Source organism: Paenibacillus kobensis NBRC 15729 (assembly GCF_004000825.1).
GTDB classification, from domain to species: Bacteria; Bacillota; Bacilli; order Paenibacillales; family Paenibacillaceae; genus Paenibacillus_T; species Paenibacillus_T kobensis.
Map to the genome: position 1 here is coordinate 1 of NZ_BILZ01000112.1, position 6102 is coordinate 6102.

6 protein-coding genes are annotated in these 6102 nt (G+C 51.9%); 2 read left to right on the top strand and 4 right to left on the bottom strand.

Annotation, left to right across the window (positions count from 1 at the left end; translation table 11 throughout):
- Positions 1-491: 491 nt before the first annotated feature.
- A complete protein-coding gene (locus tag PKO01S_RS28050) occupies positions 492-2018 on the bottom strand; it encodes a flotillin family protein (protein ID WP_127534738.1) in 1527 nt (508 codons plus the stop codon).
- A gap of 2 nt (positions 2019-2020) precedes the next feature.
- Complete coding sequence (locus PKO01S_RS28055; RefSeq protein ID WP_127534739.1) at positions 2021-2581, bottom strand: protease; 561 nt, start codon at positions 2579-2581, stop codon at positions 2021-2023.
- 325 nt (positions 2582-2906) lie between these two features.
- On the opposite strand from PKO01S_RS28055, the gene PKO01S_RS28060 reads away from it, so the two are divergent.
- Positions 2907-3098 (top strand): hypothetical protein, encoded by a 192-nt coding sequence (locus tag PKO01S_RS28060; protein ID WP_127534740.1) that lies wholly within the window; start codon positions 2907-2909, stop codon positions 3096-3098.
- Positions 3099-3170: 72 nt separating this feature from the next.
- On the opposite strand, the gene PKO01S_RS28065 is transcribed toward PKO01S_RS28060, so the two are convergent.
- Positions 3171-3674, bottom strand: coding sequence for a GNAT family N-acetyltransferase (locus PKO01S_RS28065; RefSeq protein WP_127534741.1), 504 nt, complete (start codon positions 3672-3674; stop codon positions 3171-3173).
- A gap of 153 nt (positions 3675-3827) precedes the next feature.
- Positions 3828-5306 (bottom strand): DHA2 family efflux MFS transporter permease subunit, encoded by a 1479-nt coding sequence (locus tag PKO01S_RS28070; protein WP_127534742.1) that lies wholly within the window; start codon positions 5304-5306, stop codon positions 3828-3830.
- 126 nt (positions 5307-5432) lie between these two features.
- Here PKO01S_RS28070 and PKO01S_RS28075 point away from each other — a divergent pair, with 126 nt between their 5' ends.
- Entirely contained in the window at positions 5433-5981 is a 549-nt protein-coding gene (locus tag PKO01S_RS28075) for a PadR family transcriptional regulator (RefSeq protein WP_164779822.1), read from the top strand.
- Positions 5982-6102 lie beyond the last annotated feature (121 nt).

A 6102-nucleotide genomic window follows, 5' to 3' on the forward strand; every position in this document is an offset into this window, starting at 1 on the left:
GACACCTATTCTCGCATGCGCACTGGCTTGGCGCCGATTTAGGTGCCCTACGGCACCTATTCTCGCCTGCGTACCTAGCCCGTCTGATAAACAGCTACTTATTATATGAAGCATCACGCATGCAGTCCGCCCGCCCGCCCGTTCTCTCACAAACCTAAGTTTGTTAACCATACGCTACTTTCGAATCTTAGTTGGTTGCAGAACGTACAATAAACAAGCCTAACTTCCCCCCTATTCCTAGCCTTCGTTGCAATTTGTACAACCGCCTCGCTTCAAACAGCTCATCAGACATCCAATCGGTCCACTCGAGCAGTTTTCCATTGTATAAACTGCAACCAACTCATCAAAAACAGCCATATGATGAATTTCTATTGCATGGAATGCAATCAACAAATACAAAAACGCCTTCCGAATCACTCTAGAGAAGTGTTTCGGAAGGCAGCTACTTACACGAATATTTGTTTTAATTTGTTCAACTTGACTTGGTTCGTTTAACCCGCTGTTGTCGGCCCGCTTCCTCCGCTCGCAGCCGGCGGCGGAACTGTACCTTCATTAGACGGCCCGTTAAGCGCAGCCCTTGAGGTCAGCCCTTGGACAAGCGAATTGAGGTCAATGCCGGAAACGCTCTTGAGCATCTCCGGTGCGGTAGCCATAAGCGACGTTACGTAGTTGCTGACCCTCGCTGCGCCTTCTCCGTGCCCCGTATCGACAACCGTCAGCTTATCGATGCTGGCAATCGGCGAAGCCACGTTCGCTGCGAGCTCAGGCAGCATTTTTACGATAATATCAAGCACAGCCGCTTCGCCGAACTTCTCGAACGCCTGCGCCAGCTTCTCCTTCGCTTCTGCTTCTGCCAAGCCGCGCAGCCGAATGACTTCAGCTTCCGCCGTACCTTTGGCGCGTTCCGCGTCCGCAATCGCCATACCCTCGAGCCTCTTCTGCTCGGCGTTCGCCTTCGCCTCGGCTTCGATCCGGTACTGCAGCGCATCTGCTTCGCGGTACCGCTTCGCTTTATCCGCTTCCGCCGCTTGCTCGACTGCATAACGGTCCGCATCCGCTTTCTTCTTCACTTCGGCGTCATACTGCTTCTCACGCCGCAAAATTTCCTTCGCTTCAAGATCGATCTCCCGTTCCTTGCGCACAAGCTCTACCTTCATCTGTTCCTCGACGACGCTTTGCTTCGCCCGCGCTTCTTGTATCGAATAAGCTTGGTCAGCCTCTGCACGCGCCGTGTCCTGATCGCGCTTGAAGGAAGCGACCTTCAGCTCCTTATCCCGTTCTGCTTCCGCAATGTTCGTATCCCGAACAAGCTCCGCCTTCTGGCCCGCTTCCGCCGCCAGCGCCTTCTGGATGCGCGCATCCCGGATCGCCTCGGCCTCAGCAATGTCCGCATCCCGCTTAACAGCGGCAATCCGCGGCTTCCCTAATGCATCCAGATAGCCATGCTTGTCGCGCAAATCCTTGATCGTGAACGAAATGATCTGCAGCCCCATCTTCTTCAAATCTTTGGCCGCGACGCCCTGTACCTCCTGAGCGAACTTATCGCGGTTACGGTACACTTCCTCAACGGTCATCGTGCCGAGAATCGCGCGCAGATGCCCTTCCAGCACCTCTTGCGCCTCGCTCTTGAGCGCCTCGGTCGGCTTGCCGAGAAACTGCTCGGCAGCCGTCGCGACGTCTTCGACTGCGCCGCCAATTTTTATAATGGCAACACCATCCGCGATAACAGGAACACCTTGCTCCGTGTATACTTCCGGCGTCGAAACGTCGAGCTTGTGAGACAACAGCGACAGAAACTCCGCCTTCTGGAACACCGGCAGAATGAAGGCGCCTCCGCCCCGAATTATTTTGACCTTGCGGCCGGATTCATCGGAAATCGTATTGCGCCCTCCCAAGAAGGAACCGGTGACAAGCATGGCTTCATCGGGGCTGACCGTCTTGTAGCGGGCCCAGAATGCAAGACCGAGTACGAACAATACAGCAACGACAATGACGGGAATAACCAAATAATCAGGCATGTTTAAGTTCTCCTCTCCATTTCATCATCCAATAACGGCATATCCACCTTCGATACGAGCAGCGTGCCGTCCTGCACTTCAACGACGACCACTCGGGAACCGCCTTCGATCGGCTGACCATCATAGCTGGAAGCAATTTGGTTCGTTACGCCTGCGCCGACCTTCAACAGCACTTCTCCACAGCCCGCCGCCGGAATCGGAACGAGCACCTCTGCAAGCATGCCAACCAGCAAAGCGGTAGAGAACGCGATCGAATTCTCGCTCTTGTCCATCGGTCGTATGTAGATGAAGAACACGAGAATTCCGGCAATGACGGCGGCAAGCAGCGCGAGAAGAACGACCATCACAACCCCAAGCGCTGAATAACGGTCTAGCAGCAGCCCAGCCCCGCCGAATGCGGTTACCGCACCGGCCAATGCACTCATATTAAGCAGCGGATGGCCGTCGATCGACAGAAAATCGAGTGCTCCGTCAAGCGCTTGACCAATGATATCTCCGAAAATGACCGCAACAACGGTGTACAACACACCGCCGACGAGACAAGCCATAAACAGCGCTTCCAATGCCCCACCTCCACAACCCAGACTATTCGGGGCCATCCGGAATTTATTCATTCGCATTTCCAATCGCAATTGCGACCCCGCTCATGCGCCTAGCAATCCGGATAGCCTGCACCTATCAAGCAACTTCATTCATTTAGCACTCTATTCCATTTTAGATCAGATTCTGGAATGAACAATTAAAAATCGCATAAAATTTAAACTTTTTCCTAGATTGATAACCCTAATTGGCCGACATGGACTTTGATAGAATTTAAGGTCGGAAGGATTGAAACGTTACAATAGGTCCATTAACATATAAAACATCCAGAATCAGGAGGGAAATGCAATGGACAAAAAACGTTCGAAATCGACTTTAACCGTAATAGTAATATGCTTATTCGCCATCAACTTTACCGACGTTATATACAACGCGATTGTATATCATGAGGCTGACGTGTCTTCGATCGTCATGTCCTCCGTCCTCGTCCTCGCCTTTATTGCTTTCGCGATCGAAAGGCGACGCAAGAAGTCCAAATAATAAAACGAACCGTTCGACGTCATCGCAGCGATGGCCGAACGGTTCGTTTATATCGGGCAGTTTAGCCAACCATTATTTTAATCGCAGCACCATAAATTCATCATCCCAGTACTGGCCGCCCTCTTTCATTGCATTCCGCTCCGTGCCATATACCTCAAATCCGACACTGGCGTACAACCGTTTGGCTGCATCATTATTAGCGATCACGGTCAGATTAATCTGCTCTAAGCCGTCCAACTGAGCCGCGCGGCTGACTAGCTCTTGAACTAAGGCTTTACCAATTCCATGACCGCGGTATTCGGGCGAGACATACATCGCTAACAGATTCCCTTTATGCATCGTCTTGGGGTGGCTCTCTCTTACGAAAGTCACCATGCCTACTAGTTCATGAAGCTCAAAAGCACCTAGCGTAAACTTGCCGTTCACCGGAATAAGATTATCCCTTACTTGCTCGATAGTCTTAGCGAGTTGAATCTCTAACGTGGTCAGAAAGGCTTCCGGATTCTCTCTCAGAGATTGTATCCGAAGCTCGCGGTATCGTTCCGCATCCCCGATATCCAAAAGCTTGATCTCCATCTGTATTCCCCCAATAACTAGCACACGGCATATATTCTATTAAATGCCATTCTAGTTCAATCTCCGTTACTTTCAATACATAAAAAAAAGCGGGCCGCCTGCCATCTTGACCGATGACAAACGACCCGCTCATTCATTGCAATTCATGCCTCATTACACGCTTTCTGCAGCACTATCGGCTTGTTTCGCCGCGGACTGCTTCTGCTTGTTCTTGGACAAGTTCCGCACCCCAAGGGTGAGCGGCAGCGCTACTGCTGCGACGAACGTCGCAATCAGATAAATGTCATTGACGCTCATCGTGAACGCCATCATGCCAATATGCACCTTATCCGTATCGCCGGCCATAGCCAGATCGGTTCCATGCGAAGTCGAACGGGAAGCCAGCAATGTCGTGAAGATCGCGATCGCGAACGAACCGAATACGTTCCGGGTCCAGTTCATGATCGAAGATGCGTGACCGGACAATTTCGGATCGATCGTCTCCATCCCGGCGTTGCTGGCCGGCATCATGACGAGTGCGATACCAAGGTTACGAACCGTCATCCAAATGACGATATACATATGCGGCACGTCAATGCTGAGCCAGCTCAGCGTCAGCGTTCCGACCGAGAGGAGCACAATCCCGACCGCCATCAGGATGCGCGGGCCGATCTTCGTATACAACTTGCCGACGATCGGCATAACGAGCGCCATTGCAAGCGATGCCGGAAGCAGAATGAGACCGGTATCCATCGCCGACACGTGCTGAATGCGTTGCAGGAATACTGGCGTCAGGAACGTACCCGAGTACAAGCTGATCGTCAGAATGTTCGTAATGATCACGTTGATTGTGTACCGTCCGTTGCGGAATACGCGCAGATTAAGAAGCGGCGTATCGGTTCTAAGCTCTTGCCAGACAAACAGGACAAGGGTGATAGCGCCGATGACGAGCAGCGATACGACACGCGTCGAGCCCCAGCCCCAGTTATGGCCTTGGCCAAGCGCGACGAGCAGCGATGCGCTGCTGACAATGACCGTAATGAAGCCGATCGCGTCGAACCGTTTAGGCACGCTAAGCCGGTAATAAGGAATATACGCGGCGACAAAGTAGATAGCGATAAGCCCGATCGGAATGTTCATGATGAACAGCCATTCCCAAGCAAAATTTTCGAGCATCCATCCGCTGAGCGTCGGACCGAATGCTGGTGCTAGCATGGATGCAAGCCCCCACAGCGCGATAGCCATCGGTTGTTTCTCTTTTGGGAATACCTGATATATAATCGACATCGTGGCTGGAATGATCAGACCGCTGAACACGCCTTGAAGCACGCGGAAAGCGATTAACGAATATTCGTCCCATGCGACTGCGCACAAGATAGATGCGAGAGTGAAGCCGACGAGAGAATATAAATACAACCGTTTATAGCTGAGCTTCTCGCCCAAGTACCCGACTAGCGGCGCGCTCGTTCCCATCGCCAGCATAAAGCCCGTCAGCGTCCATTGAATCGTGCTGAGGGTCGTTTCAAAATGGTCCTGCAAAATGGGCAGCGCGATATTAATCGTCGTCGAAGCCAATATACAGAGGAATGATCCGATAAAAATTGCAACCAATATTGGCAATTCGCGTATTGGTTTCTTAGTTTCCGTACTCACAGCTTTCGCCTCCCGTTTCCTATCATCTGTCTATGTCTATATTTACATATATGGCAACAAGACAAATTCGATCATACTACGGGTTATTTCTTATGTCAAAGTTTACTTATGAAAGGTGTGCCTTCCTTGAATACACTTGCTTACGGCATTCTTAGTCTGCTCACGAATAAGACCTACAGCGGCTATGAGCTTACGCAGCATATCCAGCCTTTCTGGCCGGCCAAGCATAGTCAGATCTACCCGCTGCTGGCAAGCTTAGAGCAATCCGGATACGTAAGCTTCGAGCTCGTCGTTCAGCATGATAAGCCCGATAAGAAAATATATGCCATCACGGAGAACGGCTCAGCCAAGCTGGCCGAATGGCTGGCACTGCCGGCTGGCGATCCGGCTACTCGAGACGAGCTTGCTTTCAAAGCATACTGTCTCCACAAGTTCGCTAATTCTGCCGACGCGCGCAAGTTGTTCGAGCAGAGAGCGGCGGTCTCGCGCAACAAGTTGGAGTTTCTGAAAGCGAAAAAAGCCGAGGTAAGGGCACGAGAAGGCTGGCCAAGCGACCGGCCTACGATCGATTCCCCTCACTTCGGTGCTTACATCCTCATCGACAAAGGACAACGAATGTTCGAGGCTGAACTCGAATGGTGCGAATGGGTGCTGAGCCAGCTGCCCGAGGCGTAGCGTCTATGGCCAGGAACGGCCGCCTCGCTTCTGGCCAATAGCGCAGATTCTTCTGCTCTATTCACCTGCTGCGCACCCGCTTCTGGCCAATAGCGCAGATTCTTCTGTTCTATTCACCTGC

Bases quoted from the DNA above. Each gene is read 5' to 3' on its own strand.
- PKO01S_RS28065 (WP_127534741.1), bottom strand. From the start codon at position 3,674: ATGGAGATCAAGCTTTTGGATATCGGGGATGCGGAACGATACCGCGAG.
- PKO01S_RS28060 (WP_127534740.1), top strand. From the start codon at position 2,907: ATGGACAAAAAACGTTCGAAATCGACTTTAACCGTAATAGTAATATGC.
- PKO01S_RS28050 (WP_127534738.1), bottom strand. From the start codon at position 2,018: ATGCCTGATTATTTGGTTATTCCCGTCATTGTCGTTGCTGTATTGTTC.